General features: G+C 67.5%; 19 protein-coding genes and 1 pseudogene. 9 read left to right on the top strand and 11 right to left on the bottom strand.

All coding sequences use genetic code 11. The annotated features are described in order from the left end of the window. Positions 1-40 precede the first annotated feature (40 nt). Entirely contained in the window at positions 41-616 is a 576-nt protein-coding gene (locus KV110_RS40545; RefSeq protein WP_218472376.1) for a TerD family protein, read from the bottom strand. 144 nt (positions 617-760) lie between these two features. Between KV110_RS40545 and KV110_RS40540 the strand changes: the two genes are divergently transcribed. The 5 genes and pseudogenes from KV110_RS40540 (at position 761) to KV110_RS42145 (ending at position 7543) form a co-directional block, all read left to right on the top strand. Beyond that, on the top strand, positions 761-1978 hold the full coding sequence (locus tag KV110_RS40540; RefSeq protein WP_246634258.1) for a hypothetical protein: 1218 nt from the start codon (positions 761-763) through the stop codon (positions 1976-1978). A gap of 13 nt (positions 1979-1991) precedes the next feature. Continuing rightward, positions 1992-3206, top strand: a complete 1215-nt coding sequence (locus KV110_RS40535) for an HpcH/HpaI aldolase/citrate lyase family protein (protein ID WP_218472375.1) — start codon at positions 1992-1994, stop codon at positions 3204-3206. Further along, entirely contained in the window at positions 3203-5701 is a 2499-nt protein-coding gene (locus KV110_RS40530; RefSeq protein WP_218472374.1) for a phosphoribosyltransferase, read from the top strand. The genes KV110_RS40535 and KV110_RS40530 overlap by 4 nt, the downstream gene beginning before the upstream one ends. Beyond that, positions 5701-6546, top strand: a complete 846-nt coding sequence (locus KV110_RS40525) for an HAD family hydrolase (protein ID WP_218472373.1) — start codon at positions 5701-5703, stop codon at positions 6544-6546. The genes KV110_RS40530 and KV110_RS40525 overlap by 1 nt, the downstream gene beginning before the upstream one ends. Before the next feature lie 63 nt (positions 6547-6609). Continuing rightward, positions 6610-7543 (top strand): annotated as a pseudogene (locus tag KV110_RS42145) (NAD-dependent epimerase/dehydratase family protein). Between the two features lie 118 nt (positions 7544-7661). On the opposite strand, the gene KV110_RS40510 reads toward KV110_RS42145, so the two are convergent. The 4 genes from KV110_RS40510 to KV110_RS40495 form a co-directional block, all read right to left on the bottom strand. Continuing rightward, a complete protein-coding gene (locus tag KV110_RS40510; RefSeq protein WP_246634257.1) occupies positions 7662-8576 on the bottom strand; it encodes an SGNH/GDSL hydrolase family protein in 915 nt (304 codons plus the stop codon). A gap of 85 nt (positions 8577-8661) precedes the next feature. Continuing rightward, positions 8662-9426 (bottom strand): AIM24 family protein, encoded by a 765-nt coding sequence (locus KV110_RS40505; RefSeq protein WP_218472370.1) that lies wholly within the window; start codon positions 9424-9426, stop codon positions 8662-8664. Positions 9427-9428: 2 nt separating this feature from the next. Beyond that, entirely contained in the window at positions 9429-10127 is a 699-nt protein-coding gene (locus KV110_RS40500) for an AIM24 family protein (protein WP_218472369.1), read from the bottom strand. Between the two features lie 9 nt (positions 10128-10136). Continuing rightward, positions 10137-10760, bottom strand: a complete 624-nt coding sequence (locus tag KV110_RS40495; protein ID WP_218472368.1) for an AIM24 family protein — start codon at positions 10758-10760, stop codon at positions 10137-10139. 238 nt (positions 10761-10998) lie between these two features. On the opposite strand from KV110_RS40495, the gene KV110_RS40490 reads away from it, so the two are divergent. Both KV110_RS40490 and KV110_RS40485 read left to right on the top strand, forming a co-directional pair. Continuing rightward, on the top strand, positions 10999-12372 hold the full coding sequence (locus tag KV110_RS40490; protein ID WP_218472367.1) for a TerD family protein: 1374 nt from the start codon (positions 10999-11001) through the stop codon (positions 12370-12372). A 31-nt stretch (positions 12373-12403) separates the two neighbouring features. Then, entirely contained in the window at positions 12404-14032 is a 1629-nt protein-coding gene (locus tag KV110_RS40485) for a TerD family protein (RefSeq protein WP_218472366.1), read from the top strand. On the opposite strand, the gene KV110_RS40480 is transcribed toward KV110_RS40485, so the two are convergent. The 3 genes from KV110_RS40480 to KV110_RS40470 form a co-directional block, all read right to left on the bottom strand. Then, on the bottom strand, positions 14014-15729 hold the full coding sequence (locus KV110_RS40480) for a glycosyltransferase family 87 protein (RefSeq protein WP_246634854.1): 1716 nt from the start codon (positions 15727-15729) through the stop codon (positions 14014-14016). The genes KV110_RS40485 and KV110_RS40480 overlap by 19 nt on opposite strands. 132 nt (positions 15730-15861) lie before the next feature. Further along, positions 15862-18036 carry a transglycosylase domain-containing protein gene (locus KV110_RS40475; RefSeq protein WP_246634853.1) on the bottom strand — a complete coding sequence of 725 codons (2175 nt, stop codon included), beginning with the start codon at positions 18034-18036 and terminating at the stop codon, positions 15862-15864. 676 nt (positions 18037-18712) lie between these two features. Then, a complete protein-coding gene (locus KV110_RS40470; RefSeq protein ID WP_218472364.1) occupies positions 18713-19132 on the bottom strand; it encodes a DUF5318 domain-containing protein in 420 nt (139 codons plus the stop codon). 170 nt (positions 19133-19302) lie between these two features. Here KV110_RS40470 and KV110_RS40465 point away from each other — a divergent pair, with 170 nt between their 5' ends. Both KV110_RS40465 and KV110_RS40460 read left to right on the top strand, forming a co-directional pair. Then, positions 19303-19860 (top strand): PadR family transcriptional regulator, encoded by a 558-nt coding sequence (locus KV110_RS40465; protein ID WP_218472363.1) that lies wholly within the window; start codon positions 19303-19305, stop codon positions 19858-19860. After that, the gene (locus tag KV110_RS40460; RefSeq protein WP_218472362.1) at positions 19853-20950 is read left to right on the top strand and encodes an inositol-3-phosphate synthase; all 1098 of its coding nucleotides are present in this window, start codon (positions 19853-19855) and stop codon (positions 20948-20950) included. Before KV110_RS40465 ends, KV110_RS40460 begins: the two co-directional genes overlap by 8 nt. A 125-nt stretch (positions 20951-21075) precedes the next feature. Here KV110_RS40460 and KV110_RS40455 read toward each other — a convergent pair whose 3' ends face one another. The 3 genes from KV110_RS40455 to KV110_RS40445 all read right to left on the bottom strand — a co-directional run bounded on the left by KV110_RS40455 (position 21076) and on the right by KV110_RS40445 (position 24446). After that, positions 21076-21501: a GyrI-like domain-containing protein gene (locus KV110_RS40455; protein WP_218472361.1), complete on the bottom strand. Its 426-nt coding sequence runs from the start codon at positions 21499-21501 to the stop codon at positions 21076-21078. 10 nt (positions 21502-21511) lie between these two features. Beyond that, positions 21512-21970, bottom strand: a complete 459-nt coding sequence (locus KV110_RS40450) for a GyrI-like domain-containing protein (RefSeq protein WP_218472360.1) — start codon at positions 21968-21970, stop codon at positions 21512-21514. A gap of 187 nt (positions 21971-22157) precedes the next feature. Next, positions 22158-24446 carry a transglycosylase domain-containing protein gene (locus KV110_RS40445; protein ID WP_246634256.1) on the bottom strand — a complete coding sequence of 763 codons (2289 nt, stop codon included), beginning with the start codon at positions 24444-24446 and terminating at the stop codon, positions 22158-22160. Positions 24447-24620 lie beyond the last annotated feature (174 nt).

The raw sequence follows: 24620 nt of genomic DNA, 5'->3' as shown, positions 1-24620 counted from the left end.
GGGCCCGTCGCCGGGCCCCCTGCGAACCTCTGGATATTCCTTAGACGTTCACGCCGTAGTCACGAGCGATACCGGCAAGGCCAGCGGCGTAGCCCTGGCCGATGGCGCGGAACTTCCACTCCGCACCGTTACGGTACAGCTCGCCGAACACCATGGCGGTCTCGGTCGAGGCATCCTCGGTGAGGTCGTAGCGAGCCAGCTCTTCGTTGCTGCTGCGGTCGACGACGCGGATGTAGGCGTTGCGCACCTGACCGAACGACTGCTGCCGAGTCTCGGCATCGTAGATCGAGACCGGGAAGAAGATGCTCTCGATGGTCGGCGGGGTGTTGGCCAGGTCGACGTTGATGACCTCGTCGTCGCCCTCACCTTCGCCGGTCTTGTTGTCACCGGCGTGCTCGATGGCGCCTTCCGGCGACTTCAGGTTGTTGAAGAACACGAAGTGCTGGTCGGAAAGCACTTTCTTGTCCGCGCCGGTCGCGATGGCGCTGGCGTCCAGGTCGAAGTCGGTACCGGTGGTGGTCCGCACATCCCACCCTAGGCCGACCGCGACGGCGGTCAGGTTAGGCGCCGCCTTGGTCAGCGAGACATTGCCGCCCTTGGACAAACTGACACCCATGCGGGATTCCCTTTCAATAGAGGTCATTGGTTCCCAGCATGTCCGAATCGCCGGGTACGCCTTACGACAGTAGTAGGTTTCCGCGAACTTGCGTAGGAACCCGCAGAACCCTCGGTGAACACGGGAGATCTCTAAGATCGGGGCGTGGTAGGTCGTAGGCGGGGATGGTTCCGGTCATCGGGGAACAACCAGTGGATCGAACAGGCGAGGCAGTCGCTGGCATCCGCGTTCCTCGATATGGACAGCCGTCAGAGCGCCGCCGAAGCGGCGGTGCACGCGGCCGAGCAGGTGTTCCCGGACCGGCGGCTGGCCGCGGCCTGGGAGCCGGTGCGCAGCCGCTGCTACGACGCGGCGGCCGCGTATGTGACCATGACCGAGCAGCTCGAGCAGGCCGAACGCGACGGGACCGCGCTGCCGCAGGGCCCGCAGCAGGCCGAAACGGTGACCAGGCAACTGACCGAAGCGGCCCGCGCCGTCGACGAGTTCTACCGCGGCAATCAGGCACAGCTGGAGAACGCGGTCGCCGTCCTCGGCGCGGTGCCGCAGCTGGCCGAGCAGGTGAAGATCGCCGCGGCGCGGGTGCGTGGTCAGGCGGCGACATCCGAGTACGCGAATTACCCCTCGGTGCGCGAACAGACCGCGGCCGTGGATGAGGCGCTGCTCACACTGGAAGCCGCTGGTTCCGGCGCGTCCGCCGCGACGGTGCGCGATGCCGCGAATCGGCTGGAGGCGGCGACGAAGAGACTGGCGGATGCGTTGGCGCAGGCGCCATCCCGGGCCGGCGCCGCGAAGACCGCCATCGCCTCGGTGACCACCCGGCTCGCCGCGGCCCGGACCAAGGCCGAGGGTCTCGCGCCTGCCTACTCGGCGTTGCTGCGCGAGTTCAGCGCTGCGAGTTCGGCGGATCTGACCGACAATGGCCGGGAAAGCCAGCGAGCCATCGACGCCGCGGATGCCGCCCTGGCCCGGGCGCGTGCGGCGGCCGCGGAGAACGACCCGGAGATTGCACTTGATCTGACCACATCCGCCCGCGGGTATCTCACCGAAGCCGAGCAGCTGGTCGAGGCCGTCACCAAACGGCTCACCCTGTTGCGTGAAGTCCGGTCCGACCCGCAAGGCAAGGCCAAGGCCGTACGATTTCGGCTGCGGGACGCGCAAATGCTCGCGGTGAGTCGCGGGCTCGTCACCGAATGGGGGTCTGTGCTCGACGCGCAGGCCGCACGGATCGACCGAATCAGCGAAACACTGACGGGGCGGCACCCCGACTACTGGGCCTATGTGACGGAGCTGGACACCATCACCGCCTTCATAGCCGGGGTAGTGGATCGAATGAGAAAACAAGCAGGACCACGACGAGAATGAGGGTGGGATAACGATGACCGCAGGCATCGCCGTCCAGCGGGAGGTTTCCCTGCGGAAGCGAATGCCGCTGCGCCATTTCCGGCAGCTGCACGGTCCGGAGGCACGGGATCTTTTTCACCGCGAGCCGGAGCCGTTCGGCGACGATTACACCGATCGAGAACTTTTGGCGATCGGACTCGGTGCGACGTTGTACGCCCCGGCGACTCGGCCGGATCTCGCCCAGACCATCAGCAAACGCGCCGAGCGCGGGGTGTGCTCGATGGTGATCGATCTCGAGGACGCGGTCGCCGATGACGAGGTCGAGTCGGCCAAGCGGCAGACAGTGGCGGCGCTGAACCTGCTTGCGGTCAACGGGGATTCGAATCCGCTGCTGTTCGTTCGGGTGCGGGACGCGGACACGATCACCGAGATCGTCGAGCAGTTGGGGGCCGGTGCGTCGGTGTTGACCGGGTTCGTCTTTCCCAAGTTCGACAGCACGACGGGGCCGAAGTATCTGGACGCGTTGAGCGCCGCGGTGCAGCGGCTCGGCCGGCCAATCTACGGGATGCCGGTACTCGAATCGGCGGGTTTGGTGCACCGGCAGACCCGGGATCAGGAACTGACACAGATCGCGGAGCTGCTGGCCGAGCATCGGGAGCGGGTGCTCGCGGTGCGGGTCGGGGCGACCGACATGTGCTCGACGTTCGGCATCCGGCGCGACCGGGATCTGACCATCTACGACGTGCGGGTGGTCGCCGATGTCATCGCCGACATCGTGAACTACCTCGGCCGCGCGGATGGGACCGGGTTCGTGATCACCGGGCCGGTCTGGGAGTACTTCGCCGATCACGAGCGGATGTTCCGGCCGTTACTGCGCACCGCGCCGTTCGAGGAATCCGATGCGGTGCCGTTCCGGCAATACCTGGTCAGCCGGGACCTGGACGGGTTGTTGCGGGAGATCACCCTGGACCGGGCCAATGGGATCCAGGGCAAAACGGTGATCCATCCGTCGCATGTGGCGGCGGTGCACGCGTTGTCGGTGGTGACGCACGAGGAGTACTCGGATGCGTTGGATATTTTGCAGGTCGATGTCGGCGGCGTCGCGGCGTCCGGATATCGGAACAAGATGAATGAGATGCGCCCGCACCGTAGTTGGGCGCGGCAGACATTGTTGCGGGCGCGGGTGTTCGGTGTGGCCAATAAGGGAGTTTCGTTCGTGGATTTGCTGACAGCGTTGGTCACTGTATGAGTGCGCTCGAATTATTGGGAATTCCTTGGGCAACAAAAACTCTCGGTCTTCGATTGGAACACGCGGAGTCCTACGGCACGGTGGATGGTCGGCCGGTCAGCGCGCTGCCCGCGGAGCTGGCGATCGCGGAATTGATCCAGCCGGGCCTGCGGCGTAATCCGCGGCGCGCGCATCTGTTGGTCTCCACGGTGCTCGGTAAGCATCTGCCGACCGATCCCCTTGTCGTGCTGGACGGCGGGAACCGGCTCGGTGACCTGGTGCGGGACGTGCTCGGTGACCGCGAAGCGCTCGTCCTTGGCTTCGCCGAAACCGCCACGGGGATAGGACATTGCGTGGCGGCCCGGATCGGCGCGGTGGGCTACCTGCATTCGACGCGGCGGGACGTCGCCGAGGCGGAGACCCTCACGGGCTTCGAGGAGGGGCATTCGCACGCCACCTCGCATCAGCTGCAACCCATGCCCGCCGAAATCTTCGTCAACGATCTCCCGCTGGTGCTGGTCGACGACGAAATCTCCACCGGCGCCACCGCGCTCGACGCGATCCGGGCATTGCACGCGTTCTCGCCGCGCTCGCAGTACGTGCTGGCTTCGCTCGTGGATATGCGGGTCGAGGCGGATCGCATCGCCTTCGACAAGGCGGCGGCCGAGATCGGCGTCAGCATCGACACCGTCTGTTTGGCCTCGGGACACACCGTACTGCCGGACGGACTGGTCGATGCGGTCGCGAGCTTGCCGGAACCCGAGCTGAATCCGGTTGCCGCGCAGCGTGGTTCGTGCACTCGCCTGGAATTGCCCTGGCCTGCTTCGGTGCCGGAAGGGGGCAGGCACGGCATACTGCGTTCGGATGTCAGCGCATTCGACGCGGCCGTCGCCGCCGCCGACGAGGTGCTGCGGACGCGGCTGGAGCTGGAATTTCCCGGTAGGCCCGTCATCGTGCTCGGCCACGAGGAACTGATGTATCTGCCGCTGCGGCTGGCGGCGGGGTTGGCCGAGTCCGGCACGCCTACTCGGTACCAGACCACCACGCGGTCACCGGCCTACGTGCTGGATGAGCCCGGATATCCGTTACGTCGTGGATTCTGTTTCACCGCACCGGAAACCGGCCAGGACCAACCGCGCTATCTGTACAACGCACACTGGGCGGCGGAATTCTCCGGCGCTGCCGAGCAAGCGTATTCGGCTGACGCAATGGGTGATCCGGTGCTGGTCGTCGTCATCGATCCACCGGCCGACACCGAAGAACTTGTCGCGGCCGGTGGGCTCGTCGATGTGCTGACAGCCTCGGGTTCGGATGTGCTGGTGGCGGTTTTGCCCGGCGCCGATCCGCGGCTGCTGCACGCCGCGCGCAGCGCAACCGCCCGGTCGCTGCTCGCGCCTCTGCACGGTCCCGAGTTCGGTTCGTATGCGGCGGAGGAAGTTTCCTGGCTGCTCAAGGACCTGTCCGACGTCGACCTCGAAGCCGATGTGGCCGACCGGGAGCACCGGATCCAGTCCGGAGCCGCACACTACGCGGAGTCGCTGCCGATCGAGTACCAGCCGGACGCCGCCTACCGTTCGCTGTTCGACGAGGTGCTCGCCGACAGTGCCGAGCGGCTGGCACTCGCTGTGGCGACCGTCGCGGAACTTGTTGTGGCGGAACGTGGCAACGACATCGTGTTGGTGTCGCTGGCGCGGGCGGGAACGCCGATCGGGATTCTCATGCGCCGGTGGTTGCGGTCCGAGCGCGCTGCCGGACTGCCGAGTCTCGACGTTCCGCACTACGCGGTGTCGATCGTGCGTGACCGGGGCATCGATGCGGTAGCGCTGGACTACCTGGCGCAGCACCATGATCCAGCCTCGATCGTGTTCGTGGACGGCTGGACCGGCAAGGGCGCGATCACTCGGGAGCTCACCGAGGCACTCGACGCGTATCACGCGGCGGGCGGTGCCCGGTTCAACGGCGAGCTGGCCGTGCTCGCCGACCCCGGGCATTGTGTGCGCACCTATGGCACGCGCGACGACTTCCTCATCGCCTCGGCCTGCCTGAACTCCACCGTGTCCGGCCTGGTTTCCCGCACGGTGCTGAACGACAGGCTGATCGGGCCAGGAGAGTTCCACGGCGCCAAGTACTATCGCGAGCTGTCCGGCGACGATGTCTCGTTGCGCCTGCTCGACACGGTGAGTGCCGCATTCGAGGTCGTCCGCGATCGGGTGCCCGCGGAAGTCGCCACAGTCCGAGCCGGCGATCGTACGCCCACTTGGACCGGCTGGGCCTCCGTCGAGCAGGTGCGTGCCGAATACGGCATCGCCACGGTGAATTTCGTGAAGCCGGGGGTCGGCGAGACCACCCGGGTGCTGTTGCGGCGGCTGCCGTGGTTGGTGCTGGTCCGGGAGCCCGACGCACCCGAACACGCGCACATTCGCATGCTCGCCGCGGCCCGCGGCGTGCCGGTCGAGGTCGTGCCCGACCTGGCCTACTCGTGTATGGGACTGATCAAGGACGTGCAGCAGCAGTGATGGAGCTCCGAAGACCCCGAAGACAAACGCTGATCGCCACCGACCTGGACCGAACAATGATCTACTCGCGCAACGCCTTCAGCGCGAATTCCGACGTACCGACCGTCTGCGTGGAACATCTCGAGGGCGCGCCGCTGTCGTTCATGACGACGGCGGCGGCCCTGCGCATGCAGTCGCTCACCGAGCCCGCCGCCGTCATTCCGACCACCACGCGGACCATCAAGCAGTTCGCGCGCATCCAACTGCCCGGGGCTCCATGGCGTTACGCCATCACCAGCAACGGTGGCAACATCCTCGTCGACGGTGTCCCCGATCTGCGCTGGCGCATCGACATTGACGCCAAGGTCCGCGCGGGTGGCGCGACCCTGTCCGAGGTCACCGCCGAACTCCGCACCCGGATCGACGATTCGTGGGTCACCAAATTCCGCGAGGCCGACGACCTCTTCTGCTACCTGGTCGTGCGCCCCAAGGAAGTCCCCGACGGCTTCCTGGCCGAATGGGATGCCTGGTGCCGTGTGCGCGGCTGGTCCGCCTCCCAGCAGGGCCGCAAGATCTATTCGATGCCCGATGTCGTCTGCAAGAGCCATGCCGTGGCCGAGGTCCGCCGCCGCCTCCTCGAATCCGGCGAACTCGACGCCGAGGCAAGGACCTTCGCGGCCGGTGACGGCGCCCTCGACGCCGAGATGCTGCGCGCCGCCGACTACGCCATCCGCCCACGACACGGCGAACTGGAACACCTGAACTGGACCCACCCCAACCTCACCATTACCCGTGCCACCGGCATCCTCGCGGGCGAGGAAATCATCAACTGGTTCATCAAGGGCTCACCGCAGTCCGCTGCCTAGGCCCTTCGACGGTGCTGGGGCATTCGCCAGCGACAACTGACCGCCGCCGCCGGGCATCTGCCGGTGACCGACAATGCTCGGGTGCGGGTACTGGTGACAGGGGCGAACGGATATGTCGGCGGCGCTGCTGCCGAGCTGCTGCGGTCCCATGGTCATGATGTGGTCGGACTGGTGCATCGGGAGCGAATGAGGGTTCCGGCGGGGCTGCCGGTTCGGACCGCCGACCTGCTCGACACCGACGCGCTGACCGCGGCGGTCCGGGACCGGGACGTGGTGTGTCACTTGGCCGGGATCACCCGCGTTCGCGAATCCTTCGCCGACCCACTGCGCTTCTTCGAGGTCAATGTCGGCGGCACGGTCTCGCTGCTACGAGCGATGGCCGAGACGCGGGTGCGCGGCCTGGTCTTCGCGTCCACCGCGTCGATTTACGGCACGCCGCAACGGCAGCCGATGTCGGAGGATCTGCCGGACAATCCGCCCCACCCATACGCGGCAAGCAAACAGGCCGCCGAATCGGTGATCGCCACACAGGCGGCGACCGGCGACCTCGCGGCTGTTGTCCTGCGGCTGTTCAACATCGCGCGGTGCCGACCCGGATCCGACCAGGATCGTGCCGCGCATCCTCTCCGTAGCGGGGGGTGCCGCTCCCTGCCTGGCGATCAACGGTGACGGCACCGCCGTCCGCGACTACGTGCACATCGATGACGCCGCAGCAGCTTTCGTGGCCGCGATGACGCACCTGCCCGACCCTGGCGGGTGCCGCCGATACAACATCGGCAGCGAACGCGGCACCAGCGTCGCCGAACTCGTGGCCGCGGCTGCCCGGATGACCGGCCGCCGCATCCCCGTCGAGCATCGCCCAGCGGCACCGGAGCCGCCACAGCTGGTCAGCAACAGCGACCGCGCCCACCGCGAATTGCACTGGAAAGCCACAACATCCGATATCGACACGATCCTCCGCGACGGATGGGCGGCCCGGACCAACAGCGCAGGCTAGGACTCGCCAGATGATTCCCGCCTCCCCCACAAAAGTTGTGCACACCTCACAGGGGGTAGATGGTCTGTAGGTAGGAAGGGTCTGTGGGGTTCCAACAGACCAAGGGGGTGTCGCCGGGCTACCCGATGCGGGTAGCGATTTGCTCGGCGACGGCGGTCATTCCGTCGCGGGTCGGGTGGTAGGAACCCATCACGGCGGCGATGTCCGGCTTGCTGGTGAAGGGGGTGGTGAAGCCGGTGACCCAGGAGTCCGGAGCGCACGCGGTGTGCGTCTGGTCGGGTACCTGGATGAGGTCCGCGCCTGCCGACCGGGCCGCACGGGCGGTCGCGGCGAGCAATCCGTCGTAACCGGCGCGCGCGGCTGTCGCCTGCTTCGGCTGAAGTGGGACCGCGGCGCAGGTCGTCGCGTCGCGGTCGAGCACGGGCAGGTAGTCGACGAAGAGCACCCTGGCACCCGGCGCCTTCGCGTGCACCGCATCGGCGATGCGTACCAGGGACTGCTCGACGCGACCGTAGTCGGTGTCGACCGACGGTGCGGCGACTCCGCCGCCGCCAAGCGCGCACACGCCGGTCACCGCGTCGGCGGCCGGTGTGGGCAGCGAAAAGGCTTGGGCGGCCGAGTTTCCGCAGCTCTGGGCGATCATCGTGCCGACTAGCCGCAGGTCGTTGCCGCCGATGGTGACAGTAACGAGGCGGGTATCCGCGGTCACGGCATCGAGCTGGACGGGCACCGAACGTCCGTCGTGCAGTCGCTGCGGGGTGTCGAGGATGTTCGCGGTGGTCGCGCCCGAACAGGTGACGTCGACGAGCGAGAGCCCGGCGGCTGTCGCGAGCTGATGTGGATAGTTCTGCGCGGAGCGAGCACATCCGGCGTCGATGATCGGCGCGATGCCCGGCCCGGCGGCGTACGAACTGCCCAGTGCGACGTACTGAGCACCGGGCTGCGCGGCGGCCACGGCGGTACCGAGCCCAGCGACAGTTGCGGCGGCGGCCGCGATTACCAAGGGGCGGAACAGCTTCGAACGTTGCGCCACGATTGGGGCCACCTTCCGGAATGCTGGCTAGCTTTAGCTGAAGGTAGCATAAATCGGAGCGCGTCTCTCCGCTTGTCGGCGGCGCTCAGTAGCCCTGCTGCCCACCCAACTGCTGGGTGATGACTCCCTGCAGGCGCTGCAGACCGCTCGGCGTGATTCCGCTCTGGATCTGACCCTCGATGGTGCGTACCAGCATGGCGTCGCTGAGCACCTTCTCGCTGGATTGGATCAGCACCGTGCCCGCGCCGGTGAAGTCGAATTGCCGTTCCTCGCCGGAGTTGACGCCGAACCGGGCGGCGCCCGCGGCGAGGAAGTTGCTGACCCAGCGCTGGTCGTAGTGATGGCTGGGGGAGGGACAATCGGCCCAGCCGACCAGCGCTTCCGGGTCCACCCGCAGCGGCGGCTCGGCGAACATGACCGGGCCATTGGAGGAGGCGAGGAACTTGCCGGTGCCGATCAGGGTGAGAAAGCCTGGCACGATGGACTGGTTCAACGACAGACCCGGCTCGAACGCGAGCAGGTTGGCGGCCCGGATGGTCAGGTTGCCGTTGTCTTCGAGGTCATAGGAATTGATGTCGTAGCCGCGGTCGCCGATGATCAGCTTGCCGTGCCCCTCGGCAACGACGTAGTCGCCGGTGAACAGCGGCGCCGAGAACTGTTGCGCGACCATGTGCAGCAGCCCGCCCTGCAAACCGTGGGCGAGCAGCTGGAACCGCATGTCGCCGTAGTAGGCGATCATCGCGCCCTTGCGCATGAACCACGGCTTGTTCAGGTCGATGCAGTACGCGTAGCTGTTCCCCGGAAGATTGTCGCTCTCGCCGAGATTCATCGGATTCAGGATCTGCGTCATGGTCACAACTTCTCTTCCGAGGCCTGCACGTACACGACACCCTGTCCGACACAATGCAATTGCATGGCCTCACCGGCCCCGCGGCCAACCGCGTCGCGCCAGCTGATCGCCGTCTTCAGCTCGGTCTGCACATTGCCGTACGCGGCGACGAATGCCTGCGGATCGACCACGATCGGATTCGGGCCGCCCACTTGCAGTTCCAGGAAACCGCCGTGTGCGAGCAGCACCGCCGAACCTTGTCCGGACAGTTGCGTGGTGAACATCCCCTGACCGGTCAGCGCACCGGTCGCGGCACCGCGCAGCGCACCCATCAGGCCGCCACCGCCCCCGCCGCCACCCGAACTCATCACCGAGACAATGGAACTCTGCAAGCCCGCGGTGTTGGCGAGCAGCCGCGACGCCTCCACCCGCAGCGTCGCCCCCGGCTGCAGCTGGACCACATGGACCTCGAGTCCCGCGAATCCGTAATGCACTTCGCCGGTGCCATGGGCCAGCATGGTGCGCTCGTGCTCACCGGCCATCATCCGGCCCGCCATCCGCATCAGGCCGCCGCCGCCACCCATGCCCTGTCCGCCCGGAATCTGGTGCGGCGCAAAGGAAACGTCACCGGTGTAGAACAGCATCGCGCCGGTACGCGCGGCAACGCCACCCGCCATTCCGACATTGACCTTGACGACCTTGCCGTTGACCTTCTCGAACATCCGCTCGCCCTACCGTTCCGCCGGCTGGATCAACACCACGCCATGGCCGTCCCAGCGCAGCGAGAACGCCTCGCCCGCATCCTGGCCGACGACCGTCCGCCAGGAGACGTCGGTGACGAAGGACTGATTGAGATTGCCGCGCGCCGCGACGAACGCGTCCGGGTCGACCACCAGCGGGTACTGCGGCGCCACCTCGAGGTGGATCAGCGGCCCGCCCGCCGACAGCAGCGCGACCTGTCCCTGCCCGGTCACCGTGGTGGTGAACAGGCCGGCACCGGACGACGCGCCGCGCAGACCGGCGAATCGCACGTCGGTGCGCAGGTTCCCGGCGAACGCGAGCAGCTGCTGCGACTCCACCTGCAGCGTCTCGTTGTTCAGGTTGACGACGGTCACGTGCTGGCCGTTGACCGCGAAAAAGACCCGGCCGTTGCCGGAGCATTCCATCAGCGAAAGCTTCTCGCCGGTGGCGCGGCGCTTGAGTCCGGCGAGCACGCCGTCGCCGCCGCCGAAACCGGCCGCCTTGAACTGGACATTGCCTTCGTAGGCGATCATCGAGCCGGAGATCGCGCGCAGGCTCGTCCCGGCGAGATGAGCCTCGATCACCTTCTTCGATTGTTCGAACAGTTGCGCCATGAGGTGTTTTTGCCTGCTGTCTTGTTCGGGAACATGGACAATCACCACATTCCAACTGCGTGTCGACACAGTAACGGCGCAGTTGGACGGAGTCCATCCGAGGCCTGCGCATGGCCGGAGCGAATGCGGAGGTACGCATTAATCGATGCCCGTAGAAGTGTCGGGGTTTACCTGAGCCGCTGTCCGCGCGTTTCTCGTAGAGTGGCATTCGAACGCACCGACAAGCGAAGGGTCTAACTTGTCCGCAACACTCGCCAAGGGCCAAAACGGTCCGCTGGCCACGAACGACGTGGTGGTCTCCATCCAGCTCACGGCGCCGGCGGATCTGTCCGCACTATTGGTCACCGAGCAGGGCAAGGTCCGCTCCGATGCGGACTTCGTCTTCTTCAACCAGCCGAGCGGGCCCGGGGTCAACCTGCAGCCCGCGCCAACGGGGCAGCCCGCGTCGCTTGCGGTGTCGTTGAACTCGGTGCCGCCGGATATCGCGCAGATTCGCGCGGTGATCACGTTGGACGACCCGAACAGCAATTTCGGCCGGTTCCCCGCGCCAACCGCGATCGTGTCGGACGCGGCGGGTAATCGGTTGTACGAGTACCAGATCGAGGGCTTGAACACCGAGTCGATCGTCATCGCGCTCGAGCTCTACCGCCGCCAGGGCAGCTGGAAAGTGCGCGCCGTCGGTCAGGGGTACGCGGGTGGTTTCGCCGCGCTGGTCACCGACCACGGTGTGACGGTCGACGATTCGTCGGCGCAGTCCGCCCAGCCCGCGCCGCAGGCCGCGCCACCGCCGCCGGCCTACCCGACGCAGCCGCCGCCCGCTCAGCCGCAGAGCTACCCGCCGCCGGCCGCGCCCGCGTACCCGGCTCAGCAGGGCGCACCGGCCGGTGGTTTCCCGCCGCCCGGACCCGGCTACCCGCCGCCGCCAGGACCGGGTGGCTACCCACCGCCCGGCCCCGGTTATCCACCGGCCGGACAACCGGTTCCGCCGCAGCCGCCGCAGCCGCCCGCCGAGGTCAGCCTGAGCAAGGACCGCCCGGTCAGCCTGGTCAAGGGCCAGCGGGTCACCCTGCGCAAGGAGGGCGGCGCCGCACTCACCTTCGTCAAGATGGGTCTCGGCTGGGACCCGGTGAAGAACCGCGGCATGTTCGGCAACCGCACCGTCGATGTGGATCTGGACGCGTCGGTCGTTATGTTCGCCGACACGAATCCGGTGGACGTCGCCTATTACGGCCAGCTGACCTCGAAGGACGGCTCGATCCGGCACCAGGGCGACAACCTCACCGGTGAGGGTGAGGGCGACGACGAGGTGATCCTGGTCGACCTCACCCGGATCCCCGCGCATGTGAGCACGCTGGTTTTCATCGTGACCTCCTACAAGGGCCACACCTTCGAGCAGGTGCAGAACGCGTTCTGCCGCTTGGTCGACGGCACCAACAATGCCGAGCTGGCCAGGTACACGCTGGCGGGCGGCATGCCGTTCACCGCGCTGGCGATGGCCAAGGTGTTCCGGATGGGCAACGATTGGAAGATGCAGGCGCTCGGCGAAGGCTTCCCGGCCAAGCATCCCGGTGAGGCCGTCCCCCATCTCGGCCGGTTTCTGCAGCACGGCTGATCGGGGCGGCGCGGACAGCAAGGCAGCTAACGTGATTCAACTGAAGGCCGGTCAGAACATGCCACTGACCGGTGATGTCGTTCGATTCAGCGCGAAAGCAGAAGGTGCGCTGGACGTTTCGGCGCTGGTGGTGGCGGAGAACCTGAAGGTGTTCGCCGCCGAGGATTTCGTGTTCTACAACCAACCGGCCGCGGCGGGGGTGCGGCTGGACGCGGACGAGGTGACCATTACCCTTGCCGAAGTGCGCGGCGACGCCAAGGCCGTGCTGTTGGTGGTCAGCGCCGATCCGGCCGTGCCGGGTCGACCGGGCGGGCTCGGTACGGTGACCGCGACCCTGTCCGAAAATGGCGCGGCGGCAGCCGAATTCGTGGTCACCCCGTCGGCGGGCGAGGCGGCGCTCATCTGCCTCGAGGTGTACCGCCGCGGCACGGCCTGGCGGCTGCGTGCCGTCGGTCAGGGCTACTCCGGTGGCCTCGGCGTGCTGCTGACGGCGCACGGCGTCGAGGTCGAGGACGATCCGGCCGACCCGTCGGCGCAGACGGGTTCGGCGGCCCAGACCGGCGATGTGCCGCAGCCGAGCGTGCCGCAACAGGCGGGCCCCGGCGTGCACACCATGTCCGGGCCGATGGCGAGTGAGGCCCGCTCGGCCACGGCCTCGCCGCTGGAAGTCGGCCATGGGCTGGAACGCCTGTGGATGATCTTCGAGGATGCCGCCCGTTCGGCGGCCGCACTGGTCTCCGCCCGCGACTACGCGGCCAAGCGGCTGGATCACGAGTTGTCCGTTGCCGTCTCGGATCCCGCGACCAGGAACACCCCGGCCGCCGACGCGGCACGCCGGGCGGCCCAGCAACGCAACGACGAATTGATCGCGACCGCGGAGAGCAACCATCAACGCGACAGTGCGCAGCTCGTGCGCGAGCTCGCCGACGCCGACCTGATGCTGCCGCCCGCGCTGGCGTCCTGGGACTCACCGGCCTGGGACAAGCCGACCGCACCGAGCGACGGCATTCGGCTCGGCGAGCTGTACGCGCTCGATCGCGGATCGCTGCGCGTGCCGTATTGCGTTCCGGTGCCGTTGAATCGGCCGCTGTGGATCGACACCGAATCCTCCCGCGCGGTCGCGCCGGTGGTGGGTGCGTTGCTCGCGCGGCTGCTCACCGCCGCGCCCGGTCGGCGCACCTTGGTCGACATCATCGATCTGACCGGTGCTTTCAGCGGTTTCACCGGATTGCTCGCCCCGGTGCTGAACGGACCGCCGATCACCGACCACACCGAGATCTCGGAGCGGCTCGATGCGCTGGTGCAGGCCGCCGAACTGGCCGAGCTGGCGGTGGCCAGCGGTATGGGCAGCCCGCCGAGCGAACACCGGATTCTGGTCGCGGCCGACTTCCCGCACGGCTACCAGAGCTCCGACGCGCAGCGAATCGGCTCGCTGATCATGCGGGGCGAACTGATCGGGCTCTCGACGGTGATCGTCGGCAGCGACGAATCCGACGCGAGCGACACCACCGTCGCGATGCTGTCACAGTCCTGCAGGCACCTGCCGACGGTGGACGGGACACCGCTGTTCGATCCGTGGACCGGCAGCCCCTGGCAACTGGATCTGGACCTGCTGCCCCAGGAACCGGCGCAGCTGGCGCGCTACCTGCGTACCCACTGAGTCGAGTCGCCGGCCTGCGAGCGCCACTCGCGGGTCGGCGCGACCCGGGGTCGCAGCGGCTCGGGCAGCCACGGCAGCAACGGATCCGGGGCCCGGTCGACGATGCCGCCGATCGGGTCGTCGACGTAGTCGCGGCGCACCAGATCCTCGTCGGGCCGGTAGATCTGCCGAACGACCAAGGCGCACAGGGCGAGCACCGCGATGTCGCGGACTACGACGGTGCCGGTGAACCACTGCTCGGGCAGGCCCTTCTTGTCCAGGCCGAGGTAGTAGAACATCCGTGGCGCCCAGACCAGCGCGTCGATCGTCATCCAGGCCAACAGGATTCGCCGGTGCGGCAGCGCGAGCACGGCCACCGGAACAAGCCATAGCGAATACTGCGGGCTCCACACCTTGTTCGTCAGCAGGAACGCGGCGATCACCAGGAAGCACAGCTGAGCGAGCCGGGGACGTTGCGGCGCGGTGAGCCCGATGTAGCCGATCACCGCGCACGCGGCCACGAACGCGAACAGCGACACCGCGTTCAGGATCACCGGCTGCTGGGCGTGGCTGAGCACCCCGTCGAAGCCGGGCCAACCGGTGAACGAGGTGATCACGTTGTACAGCGAATCCGGGTCGGCGTGCCGAGTGGTGTTGAGCCGGAAGAACTCCCGCCAGCCGTTCGGATACAGCGCGGCGATGGGCAGGTTCACCGCGACCCAGGTGCCGAGCGCGGCGGCCACCGTGACGCCCGCGGCGCCGAGCGGTCGGGCGCTGAGTAGATGGACGCGATAGGGGGTTTCGCGCACCCAGTCCCGCGCGGCCGACCAGCTGTTGACATCGCGCAGGCGCAGCCCGAGCTGGGTGCTCGGCATCCGCTGCATCGGGTCGGCGCGCAGGCAGAGCACCACGATCGGGCCGAGCAGCAGCAGCGGATACAGCTTGGCGGCGCCGCCGAGGCCGAGCAGCAGACCCGCGAGCGCCGGGCGTCTGCGCGCCCAGGCGAGCAGGCCGGTCGCGGCCAAAGCCGTTGCCAGCGCGTCGAAGTTGGTGAACACGTGCACGATCACCAGCGGTGAGCAGGCGACCAGCGCCGCGTCCCAGACCCGGCGTCCGGCCAGCTGTGCGGTGGCCCACACGGTGACCAGCCAGCCGAGGGCGAGGCCGAACGCGACGACGTTGAAGTAGATCACCACCTGCAGCGCACCGGGCAGCGGCGCGGCGTCCCAGGCTTTGGCGATCCGCATCGAAATGTACTGGTACAGGCCGGACAGCACCGGATACTCCATGTACCTGGTTTCCTGGCCACCGTCCGGCGTCTGCTCGATCCAGGCCTTCTTGTACGGGAAGGCGCCCTCGTTCAACCGTTCCGCGCCGTAGAGCGGCACCGTGTCCGAGTAGCACATCGCCACGTACTGGCGTCCGTTGTTCCAGTCCAGCGTGAGCGATCCGTCCCCGGCGGGAGTCTGCTGAATGCAACCGGCCTTGCCGAACCAGCCGAACGCGAGAAACACGACCGTGAACGCCATCAGCACCCGCATCGGCGTCCAGAACCGGGCCCGCCCGATCAGCGCGTGTTCCCCGACCGGCCCGCCGATCACCGTCGACAACTGTGCCGTCAGCGAATCGTTGCGGCTGGGCCGATCGCGCGCATCGGCCGACCGCAGATCCGGCGCGAGCGGGCCGGGCGCCACGTAATGCGCGGCGCCGGAGGGCAGCTCGCTACCCTGCGGCGCGCTCCCGTTCGTCCGCTGATCCACCAGCTGCTGATCAGTCACGGCCCCCGAGGCTACCCGGCGAGCACCTTCGGGCACGCTTCGCACCTGTCCCCCTGGTCAGTTCGAGCAGACCTATCTGCTGCGGGTGGTGGGCGGAGCTCCGGTGGAATCACCCTGCCCCGGGTTGCCGTTGGTACCGGGCCGGGGCGAACCGGTCGCGCTAGGCGAGCCGTCCCTCGGTGCCACCGGCTGGCCCGGCAGCGGGCCCGGATCGTCTTCGCGCTGCTGCTGCTGTGGACGTTGCTGGGGCTGCTGTTGTTGTTGCTGAGCTCCAGGGATCGGGATCGGACCGAACGGGGTGTCGATCGTGGGCGGGATGTAGATCGGCGGCAGGATCGACGGCGCCTCGGTGGTCGGCGGCGGCGTGTACTCCGCGGACCACTCCGGCACACCGGCCTGCCCCTTGATCGGCGCGGGCTTCGGGAAGGTCTCGGTCTTGGTGCCCTGCAGCGCACCGTCCATGGTGGCCTTCCAGATATCGGACGGCAGACCGGAACCGTAGATCATGGCGCCGCCGTAGTTGCGCAGCGGCGAGTTGTCGGTGCTGCCCACCCAGACGGCGGTCGACAGCGACGGGGTGTAGCCGACCATCCAGGCGTCCTTGTTGTCGCCGCTGTCGCCGAGCTGGGCGGTGCCGGTCTTGGAGGCCGACTCGCGGCCACCCGCCAGGTTGTGGTTGCGCGAATACGCCGCGATGGGCTTCATGGCCGCTGTCACGTTGTCCGCCACCGCCGCCGAAACGCGCTGCTCGCCCGCCACCTCGCCGCGATCGAGCAGGACCTGGCCGTCGGCGGTCGTCACCTTCTGCACGAAATGCGGTGCGTGATAGACACCGGAGGCGGCCAATGTCGCGTAGGCGGAAGCCATGTCGAGCGGCCGGGCCTCGTACTGGCCCAGCACGATGCCGTTGTTCGGACCGGAGCCGTCCTTCTCGGTGAGGGTCTTGCCGATGCCAGGGATGGTGTCCGGGATGCCGAGCTTGTGGGCCATGTCGGCGATCTTCTGCGGACCGTTGCCCATGTCGATCTGCATCCGGTAGAAGCTGGTGTTCAGCGAGCGCTTCAACGCCTCCGCGATGGTGCACTTGCCGCAGCTTTCACCTTCGACGTTGGTGATCTTGATGCCGTTGACGGTGAGCGGCGAGCTGTCGTACATCTGCGACAGCGGAATGCCCTGCTCGAGATTCGCCGCGAGACCGAACACCTTGAACGACGAGCCCGGCTGCAGACCGGCGTTCGCGTAGTCCCACCCTCGGCCGTCGTCGCCGCCGTAGTAGGCGCGCACCGCACCGGTGCGTGGATCCACCGAAACGACGGCGGTACGCAGCTGTTCGGGCTCGCCCTGCATCTTCTTCTGGGCCGCCTCGACGGCGGCCTGCTGCGCCTTCGGGTCGATGGTCGTGGTGATCGACAGACCAGCGGTGTTGAGCTGCTGTTCGCTGATGCCCGCGGCGGTGAGCTCCTTGAGCACCTGCGCTTTGATCAGGCCCTCCGGGCCGGTGTCCAGACTGTTGTCCTTGTTCGTGGAGACCGGGACCACCTGCGGATACTGCAGACCCTGCCGTTCGGCCGCGGGCAGGTTGCCGCCGGAGACCATGCCGTCGAGCACATAGTTCCAGCGAGTCTTCGCGCCCTCGGGATTCTTCTCCGGGTCCAGGCCGGACGGCTGCTGGATGGTGGCCGCGAGCACCGCGCCCTCGGCGGGCGTCAGCTCGCCGACGGGCTTGCCGAAGTAGGCCTTCGCCGCCGCGTCGATACCGTAGGCGCCGCGACCGAAGTAGATGGTGTTCAGGTACGCGGCGAGGATCTCGTCCTTGCTCCACTGCCGCGCCATCTTGGCCGAGATGACCAGCTCGCGCATCTTGCGAGTGAGCGAGCGTTCGTTGGTGAGCAGCGCGTTCTTCACGTACTGCTGGGTGATCGTCGACCCACCGCCCGCGCTTTCCTTGCCGAGCACGTTGTCGCGTGCGGCGCGCGCGAAGCCGGAGATGGAGAAGCCGGGATTGGAATAGAAGTCCCGGTCCTCGGCGGCGATCACCGCGTTGCGGACGTGCGCCGGGATCTGGTCGATGGTGACATCGGTCCGGTTTCCTTCCTCCGGAACGACTTTGCTGATCACCGTCTCGCCGTCGGACGCGAAGATGTTCGCGACCTGATTGGTTTTGAGGTCACTGGGTTGGGGTACCGATACGGTCGTGTAGGCGAGGAGGAAGACGCCGCTGGGGATCAGGATTGCCATCGCCATCATCACGTAGATGACGCGGCGCACGATCCGCCACGGCGACTTCTTCTTCTTCGCTCCCGGCCTGCGGCCACCCGGTCCGCCGGAACCGTCACCACCGCTGCCGCCGTTGCGGCGCGGCGGCGGTCCGGACGGCGGGCCGCCCGCGGTCTGCCTGCGTTCGCCGGTGCCGTGGCCAGGGTCGCCGACCCGGCGGGCCCGTTCGGCGGTCGGCCGCGGTCCGGTGGGTGGGCCACCACGTCTGGTCCGTTCGGCCACAGCCTCGGTCAGCGAGTTGGGTCGTTCGATCTTCTGGGTCGCCTGTGGGCCGTTGGGTGCGCCGGGGACGGGTGGTCGTCCCTGCGGCGGACGCTGCGGTGGCGGCGGGCCCGGTCGACGCGGCGGCTGCGGGCCACGGAGCTCACCGGGGTAGGGAGCGGGGCGCTGCGCGGGCGGCGGGCCAGGCCGGGCACCGGGCGGCGGCGGGCCGGGGCGTGGATTCTGATACGGATTGGGACCTGGGTGTGAACTCCGTGGTGGACGGCCGCCGTGCGGATCATCGCCGTAGGGGGAAGTCTCGTAGGGCGAATTCACTGACAAGATCTCCATAACTCGTAACGTTGCTGGTGGCTCGGGGCGGTCGCGACCGCAGCGGACCCGTGCTGGCTCCGCGAGTCACCCGACGGGCAGATGACCAGGCACTTCATTCGGCTGCGGTGCGCCGGTTGGTTCGGGTCCCAGTGCGACGGCGCGGCGGCGCGGGCGTGGTACCGAGCACATAGGACTGCACCAGATGATTCCAGCTGCAGGTCCGGCATACCTCGACGACGTGCACCGAGAACTCCTCGCGGGTCTCGGCGAGGCGCGTCAGCTCCTCTGGTGTGCGAGCCGATCCCGCCACCGGCCCGAGGCCGTCGCCATAGACCCAAGATACAAGCGTGAGCTGTTCTTTCCGGCAGATCGGGCATGTGACCTCGCTCCCCCGACCGTGGAACTTCGCCGCACGCAGCAGGTAGGGATTCGCATCACAGACCTCGGCGACATCGACACGGCCCGCGTACACGTCAGCCAGCAACGACCGACGCCGGAGGGCGTAGTCGACCACTTGCCGCTGGATTCGCACGAGAACCAGAGTAGCGGTGTTGCCGAGGGGCCGCCCTGGCTCAGGGGTATGAGATGGCCGGTAGATCGCGGGTTATATCGACCAGGACTGTGCACGGTTATATCGCTCCGATATAGTTTGGAATCGCATCCATCGGTTAGGTCTGTACAGAGTCAGGGAGGTGAAGCCCGGTGCTTGAGTTGGCAATCCTCGGGCTGCTCCTCGAATCGCCCATGCACGGCTACGAGCTGCGCAAGCGGCTGACCGGCCTGCTCGGCGCGTTTCGGGCCTTCTCCTACGGGTCGCTCTATCCGACACTGCGCCGCATGCAGACGGACGGATTGATCGCCGAGGAGATCCCGGCGGGCGTGGTCGCCCGTCGTGCGCGCCGGGTCTACCAACTGACTCCGGCGGGCCGGGAGCGGTTCAGCGAACTACTCGCCGACACCGGTCCGCAGAACTACACCGACGACGGCTTCGGCGTTCACCTCGCCTTCTTCAGCCGCACTCCCGCGGAAGCGCGGATGCGGATTCTGGAAGGCAGGCGGCGTCAGGTCGAGGAGCGCCGAGAAGGACTCCGGGAGGCGATCAAGAGGGCCAGTGGTTCGCTGGATCGCTACACCCGGCAGCTCCACCAGCTCGGACTCGAATCAAGCGAGCGCGAAGTGCGCTGGCTCAACGAGTTGATTGCGGCGGAGCAATCGACGAAGGCGGCACCACAGAAAGAGGGAAATATCGGCCATGAGTGATGACAAGAAGGCTGACAACGCCACAGAAGTTCGCGTCGCCATCGTAGGTGTGGGCAACTGCGCTTCCTCGCTGGTCCAGGGTGTGCAGTACTACAAGGACGCGGACGAGACCGCGACCGTGCCCGGCCTCATGCACGTCAAATTCGGCAAGTACCACGTCCGCGACGTGAAGTTCGTCGCCGCTTTCGATGTCGATGCGAAAAAGGTCGGCTTCGATCTCGCCGAAGCGATCTTCGCCAGCGAGAACAACACCATCAAGATCTCCGACGTGCCGCCGAGCGACGTTGTCGTGCAGCGCGGTCCGACCCTCGACGGCATCGGCAAGTACTACGCCGAGACGATCGACCTGTCCGAGGCCGAGCCGGTCGACGTGGTCAAGGTGCTGAAGGACAACAAGGTCGACGTCCTCGTCTCCTACCTGCCGGTGGGTTCGGAAGAGGCCGACAAGTTCTACGCCCAGTGCGCCATCGACGCGAACGTCGCCTTCGTCAACGCGTTGCCGGTGTTCATCGCCTCCGACCCGGTGTGGGCCGAGAAGTTCACCAAGGCAGGCGTTCCCATCGTCGGTGACGACATCAAGAGCCAGGTCGGCGCGACCATCACGCACCGCGTCATGGCCAAGCTGTTCGAGGACCGCGGCGTGCAGCTGGACCGCACCATGCAGCTGAACGTCGGCGGCAACATGGACTTCAAGAACATGCTGGAGCGCGACCGCCTGGAGTCGAAGAAGATCTCCAAGACCCAGGCCGTCACCAGCAATCTGAAGAAGGAAATGGGCGCCAAGGACGTGCATATCGGCCCGTCCGATCACGTCGGCTGGCTGGACGACCGCAAGTGGGCCTACGTCCGGCTGGAGGGCCGCGCCTTCGGTGACGTGCCGCTGAGCCTGGAGTACAAGCTCGAGGTGTGGGACTCGCCGAACTCGGCGGGCATCATCATCGACGCGGTCCGCGCGGCGAAGATCGCCAAGGACCGCGGCATCGGCGGACCGGTCATCCCGGCCTCGGCCTACCTGATGAAGTCCCCGCCCAAGCAGCTCGCCGACGACGTGGCGCGCGAGCAGCTCGAAGCGTTCATCATCGAGGCCTGAGATATTGGCCGCGCGGGCGCGCTCGTAGGACTCGCGCTGTGCGGGGCACGGTTAGGCGCGAAGGTGATAGCTGAGGAGCCGCCCCGGAGTTGAAACTTCGGGGCGGCTTGCTGTTCGGGGGATGCTCAGTCCAGCGAGACGTACACCTCTACCGACGTCGGGCCGGTGTAGCGCTCGATCTCGGCGGTGTGCGAGCGGGTGATGGTTCCCGCGCTTTCGGCCTTGCGGACCTGGGCCCATGCGGTGCGCAGCAGGTCGTATGGCTTGTCGGAGACGACGAACTTGGCGTAGCGGCCCTGGGGGACGCGGGTGAGGACGTCGCCGGAGTCCATCTCGTCCATCGAGGCGACCTCGTAGCCGAGTACGGCGACGGCGTGGTCGTTCTGGCCGATGTAGGCGGCCACGCGTGGCACGCTCTTTTCGCGTGCCAGGTAGCGGTCCCAGGTGAAGTTCACCAGGTCGAGGTCGCGCGCTGTCACCTCGCGTCCGGCTAACGGGACGGTCAGTCCGGCGACCAGGCTCTCGTCCAACGTGACAATCTCGAAGTCCACAGTCTTGTTCCTACCCGTCGACTTGATCGTCTGCCAGCGCAACGAAGACTTCGACCGTGCGCGCGTCGGGATAATGTTCCCAATCGCCGGTGTAAGCGCGGACGAACCGGCCCGCGGCCTCGGCATCCCACACCGACCGCCAGATGTAGACGATGGTGTCGCCGAGGTTGTCGCCGCTGGCGGTGAATCGGGCGAACCGGCCCGCGGGCACCCTGGCCAGCACGTCACCGGGTAATAGGTCGTCGAGGCTGCGGCAGCGGTAGCCGACGATGTGGGTCAGGTACGAATTGATTTCCGGCGCGTGGTCGACGTACGCGGTCGTCGGCGGCCCGGGCAGCTGGCGAGCCAGGTTTCGCTTCCACGCCTCTTCGACTTTCGCGCGGCGCGGCCCCTCGACCGCGAGCGCCGGGCTGCGAAGTACTGTTCCCGCCACCAGCGTCTCGGGTTGGTCAACGACATTGAAATCCACCGGCGTAGCCCCTATGTCTCGTCTGTCTCCAATTGGCGGCGTCGTCGCTCGAGCGCAATCCTTCCGCATCGATCCCGCGGCATCAGCGTCGGCCTTGTCCGACACACTCGCTGTTCGCTCTCACTCTGGCAAACGATGCTGCCATGCCAACCGTTCCCCTGGGTGCGGGAAGGTCACAGCATGATCGCTATCCCGGCACCGGAATGCTCAGACCGGGAAATATCTCCACTTCCTTGGGTGCTTGCGGCGCGGGCGGGATGATCACGACCGGCTCCCGCGGCGGGCCCGGCGGCGGATTGAGGATGTCGTAGCCGCCGCCGGAGGGTTTACTCGCCGACGGCGGCCCGGCTCCGGCCCCGTCCGCGGCCGGGAACTGCTCGATCGGGGTGTCGGCCAGCGCCTCGTCCATCACCTGCTTCCAGATGTCGGCGGGCAGGCCGGACCCGTAGATGTCGGCGCCGCGGGCGGTGCGGATCGGCTGCGATTGTTCGGTGCCGATCCAGACGGCCGTGGACAGCGACGGGGTGAAGCCGATCATCCACGCGTCCTTGTTGAGCTTGGACTCGCCGAGCTGAGTGGTGCCGGTCTTCGCCGCGGACGGGCGGCCACCGGCCAGCGCGTGCCCATTGGAGTACGCGGCGATCGGCGTCATCGCCTGCGTGGTGTTCTCGGCGATCGTCCGCGCGATGCGCTGCTGTCCGTCCGGCATCTGCTTGCCTACCCGCTGCTCCGGGGCGCCGCGGTCCAGCAGCACCCGCCCATCGCCGGTCACCACCCGCTGCACGAAATACGGCTGGTGATAGATGCCGGACGCACCGATCGTCCCGTACGCGGACGCCATGTCGATGGGCCGAACGAGGTACTGACCGAGCACGATTCCGTTCAGCGGCCGCCCGCCGTCCTCGGTGAGAGTCTTACCGGGGACGCCGGCGATCTCCTCCGGAATGCCCGCCGCGTGCGCCGCGTCGGCAATGGCCTTCGGCCCGTCGAACATCGACATGGTCAGCCGGTAGAAGCTGGTGTTCAGCGAGCGCTTCAGTGCCTCGGCCATGCTGCACCTGCCGCACGATTCACCGTCAACATTGGTGATCTTGGTGCCCCGGTCGGTGACCGGTGAACTGTCCAGCATGCGGTGCAGCGGAATGCTCTGCTGCTGCGCCGCGACCGCCGCGAACGGCTTGAACGCCGACCCGGTCTGCAGCGGCGCCTGGGCGTAGTCGTAGCCGATGCCGTCGAAGCCGCCGAAGTAGGCGCGCACCGCGCCGGAACGCGGGTCGATCGACACCACCGCGGCGCGCAATTCGGGCGGCTGCCCGGCGAGCCGGTCCTGCACCGCCCCGAGCGCGGCCTGCTGCGCCTTCGCATCGATGGTGGTGGTGATCTGCAGTGCACCGGTGTTCAGCTCGTGCTCGCTGATCCCGGAGGAGCGCAGCTCGCGCACCACCTGGGCACGAATCAAGCCCTCGGGGCCGCGGGCGACGTTGTCGTCGGGAATCTCGCTGAGCGGGATGATCCGCGGAAACACCGTGGCGTCCCGGTCACCCGGTGCGAGGACGCCCATCTCGACCATGCCGTCCAGCACGTACTTCCACCGCGCCGTCAGATCGGGCAGGTGCGTTTCCGGGTCGAGGATCGACGGTGTGCGGACCAGCGCGGCGAGCACCGCGCCCTCGGCCAGGGTCAGCTGGTTCACCGGCTTGTTGAAGTAGGCCTTGGTCGCCGCGGCGATGCCATAGGCGCCGCGCCCGTAGTAGATGGTGTTGAGGTATGCGGCGAGGATGTCGTCCTTGCTCCACTGCCGCGACATCTTGGCCGCGATGATCAGCTCGCGCATCTTCCTGGTCACCGTGCGTTCGGAGCCGAGGAAAGCGTTCTTCACATACTGCTGGGTGATGGTGGAGCCGCCGCCCGCGTCCTCGCGGCCGAGCAGGTTGTCGCGGGCGGCGCGCAGGAATCCGGAGGTGGAGTAGCCGGGGTTGCGGTAGAAGTCGCGGTCCTCGGCGGAGAGCATCGCGTCGCGCACCGGCTGCGGCACCTCGGCCAACGGGATCGGGGTCCGGTTGCCGTTCGGCGGCACGACTTTGGCGATCACCGTGCTGCTGTCGGCGGCCAGGATGGTGGCGATCTGGTTGGTCTGCACCGACGACGGATCGGGGATCTCGGCGCTCCAATAGACGAGCACGGACAGCAGCGCGGGCACCGCGCCGAAAATGATGAACAGCGCGAACAGCAGCCGACGGAAGCGTTCCCCCCGCGTGCGCGGCGGCCGATTCGGGTCGGGCGTGGGCGCCGGGCGCGGTGTCTTGGGCGCCTTCGCCGCGCGTGGCTGTCGTTTGCCGCGGGCGGGAGTGGTGGCCACGTCGTTGAAGCCCGCGATCGAGGTATAGGGCGCTGGCGCAGCTGTGCTTTTCGCGCCGCGCCGCCGCTTGCGAAAGGAGCTCACGACTCGCCCACGCTGACGCTGGCGCTCGTTCACGATCATCTCCTCCCGGAGCGTCGGCCGAAACTCACCTGCACGAACAACGATCGGAAATGGGCCCCACAGGCACGACATTACCCGCGCTCTGGGTGAGCCGCGATGCTATCACCGGGCCACCAGAGTGCGTCGTGATTGCCGACTTTCGCCGGAAAACCCGCCCTGAGCGGGAGT

Source organism: Nocardia iowensis (assembly GCF_019222765.1).
GTDB lineage: Bacteria > Actinomycetota > Actinomycetes > Mycobacteriales > Mycobacteriaceae > Nocardia > Nocardia iowensis.
This window is presented reverse-complemented; position numbering and strand designations above follow the sequence as displayed.

What these genes read in the sequence shown, in the direction of transcription:
- KV110_RS40545 (WP_218472376.1), bottom strand. Translation starts at nt 616, where the DNA reads ATGGGTGTCAGTTTGTCCAAGGGCGGCAATGTCTCGCTGACCAAGGCG.
- KV110_RS40535 (WP_218472375.1), top strand. Translation starts at nt 1,992, where the DNA reads ATGACCGCAGGCATCGCCGTCCAGCGGGAGGTTTCCCTGCGGAAGCGA.
- KV110_RS40530 (WP_218472374.1), top strand. Translation starts at nt 3,203, where the DNA reads ATGAGTGCGCTCGAATTATTGGGAATTCCTTGGGCAACAAAAACTCTC.
- KV110_RS40525 (WP_218472373.1), top strand. Translation starts at nt 5,701, where the DNA reads ATGGAGCTCCGAAGACCCCGAAGACAAACGCTGATCGCCACCGACCTG.
- KV110_RS40505 (WP_218472370.1), bottom strand. Translation starts at nt 9,426, where the DNA reads ATGACGCAGATCCTGAATCCGATGAATCTCGGCGAGAGCGACAATCTT.
- KV110_RS40500 (WP_218472369.1), bottom strand. Translation starts at nt 10,127, where the DNA reads ATGTTCGAGAAGGTCAACGGCAAGGTCGTCAAGGTCAATGTCGGAATG.
- KV110_RS40495 (WP_218472368.1), bottom strand. Translation starts at nt 10,760, where the DNA reads ATGGCGCAACTGTTCGAACAATCGAAGAAGGTGATCGAGGCTCATCTC.
- KV110_RS40475 (WP_246634853.1), bottom strand. Translation starts at nt 18,036, where the DNA reads ATGATGGCGATGGCAATCCTGATCCCCAGCGGCGTCTTCCTCCTCGCC.
- KV110_RS40460 (WP_218472362.1), top strand. Translation starts at nt 19,853, where the DNA reads ATGAGTGATGACAAGAAGGCTGACAACGCCACAGAAGTTCGCGTCGCC.